Origin of the sequence: Campylobacter concisus (assembly GCF_002165785.1) — a bacterium.
Taxonomy (GTDB): Bacteria; Campylobacterota; Campylobacteria; order Campylobacterales; family Campylobacteraceae; genus Campylobacter_A; species Campylobacter_A concisus_W.
On sequence record NZ_NDYO01000023.1, the window covers coordinates 1 to 1,409 of the forward strand.

Here is a 1,409-nt window from a genome sequence, read left to right on the forward strand (position 1 = left end):
ATGAAAGCCGTATATATCACGATAACCGAAAGCGGAGCTAGCATAATTGCAAAGGTAGCGGACGAAAACAAAAAGATACTTGATAGCTTTGAGGTAAGCCGTAAGGATGCAAGCGGAGTGCTTGAAGTGATGAGAAAGTGGAACGAGAAGCATAAGGACGATGACACAAAGGGGCTATTTTGATGGAGCTAAATAAAATTTACAATACTGACTGCTTAAATTTTATGAAAAATATGCCTGATGCGTGCGTTGATTTAGTTGTTACTGATCCGCCTTATATCATACACACGAAAGGTGGAGGGCTAGGTAAGTGTCCTATTTATGAAAAGGGCGATTTGGCAAAGATAGCTGATGGCTTTGATGTAAAAACAACACTAAATGAGCTTGAACGAATTTGTAAAAAAACAAATATTTTTATCTTTTGCTCTACCAAACAAAAGCCTGAGATAATGGGCTGGGCTTATGAAAAAGGGCATAACGTAGCTGAGTTATTTTGGCACAAGCCTAACGCAGCACCATTTACAAATAATACTTTTAAAAGTGACATTGAAAACATTCTTTACATAAGAGCCAAAGGCGTCAAGATAAAAGGTAGATCAAAGCTCTTTACTCAAAACGCAAAAAAGAGCGAATACGGACATCCTACTGAAAAGCCACTAAGTATTATTAAAAGCTTGATTTTAACTAGCTCAAGCGATGGTGAGTTAGTTTTTGATCCATTTATGGGTAGTGGCACGACCGCGGCGGCGTGTAAGGAGCTAAATAGAAACTTCATTGGCTGCGAGATAGAGGTTAAATACTGCGAAATGGCGGAGAAAAGACTAAAAAATACGATAAAAGGACTACTATGACCGAAATTTTAAGTTATGCCGTGTATCGGCTAGAGCTTGACGAGATAGAGGGTAGCGACGATTGGTTTGATGCCGATGGCAGACTCAAATACAAAGAGCGGTTTTTATTTGATACACTCAAAGAAGCGGGCGAGATAGAAAAAAGTTGGCTAGTGGCCTTATTTGCAAGCGAGCAAGACGCGATAGAGTTCTGCGAGGGTGCAGGGCTAAGTTTAAACTCGGATTATTTTTATTTTTGTTTACGCACAGAGGCTACGGCCACTATCGGAGAGGGCGAATACGTAGAGGTGGGGTATTGATGATACCAAAATACGAAAACACCCTAGCATATGCGAAAGCTACGGGGCAAGTACTGCTAGAGGATCACGAAATGATGTATTTTGCCGACTGGCTACGGGTAAATAAAATTCCCTTTACACACGTAGCAAACGAAAGAGTAGCCAGCGTGCAATACAAAAAGAAACTAAAAGCTATGGGGACTAGCGCAGGCTTTCCCGATATGCTCGTATTTTTGCCCAGCAAGATCGTATTTGTCGAGATGAAACGAGCAAAAAAGAG

4 protein-coding genes are annotated in these 1,409 nt (G+C 40.8%); all 4 read left to right on the forward strand.

Translation table 11 applies throughout. The features are described 5' to 3' along the window. Positions 1–183, forward strand: a 183-nt coding sequence (locus tag B9N62_RS10590; RefSeq protein WP_087585400.1) for a hypothetical protein, incomplete at its 5' end; no start/stop codon positions are given. Continuing rightward, positions 183–851, forward strand: coding sequence for a DNA-methyltransferase (locus B9N62_RS10255; RefSeq protein WP_087585401.1), 669 nt, complete (start codon positions 183–185; stop codon positions 849–851). The genes B9N62_RS10590 and B9N62_RS10255, both read left to right, overlap by 1 nt. Beyond that, complete coding sequence (locus tag B9N62_RS10260) at positions 848–1,150, forward strand: hypothetical protein (RefSeq protein WP_087585402.1); 303 nt, start codon at positions 848–850, stop codon at positions 1,148–1,150. The genes B9N62_RS10255 and B9N62_RS10260 overlap by 4 nt, the downstream gene beginning before the upstream one ends. Further along, on the forward strand, positions 1,150–1,409 hold a 260-nt coding region (locus B9N62_RS10265; protein ID WP_087585403.1), incomplete at its 3' end, for a nuclease. The genes B9N62_RS10260 and B9N62_RS10265, both read left to right, overlap by 1 nt.

Bases quoted from the DNA above. Each gene is read 5' to 3' on its own strand.
- B9N62_RS10255 (WP_087585401.1), top strand. From the start codon at position 183: ATGGAGCTAAATAAAATTTACAATACTGACTGCTTAAATTTTATGAAA.
- B9N62_RS10260 (WP_087585402.1), top strand. From the start codon at position 848: ATGACCGAAATTTTAAGTTATGCCGTGTATCGGCTAGAGCTTGACGAG.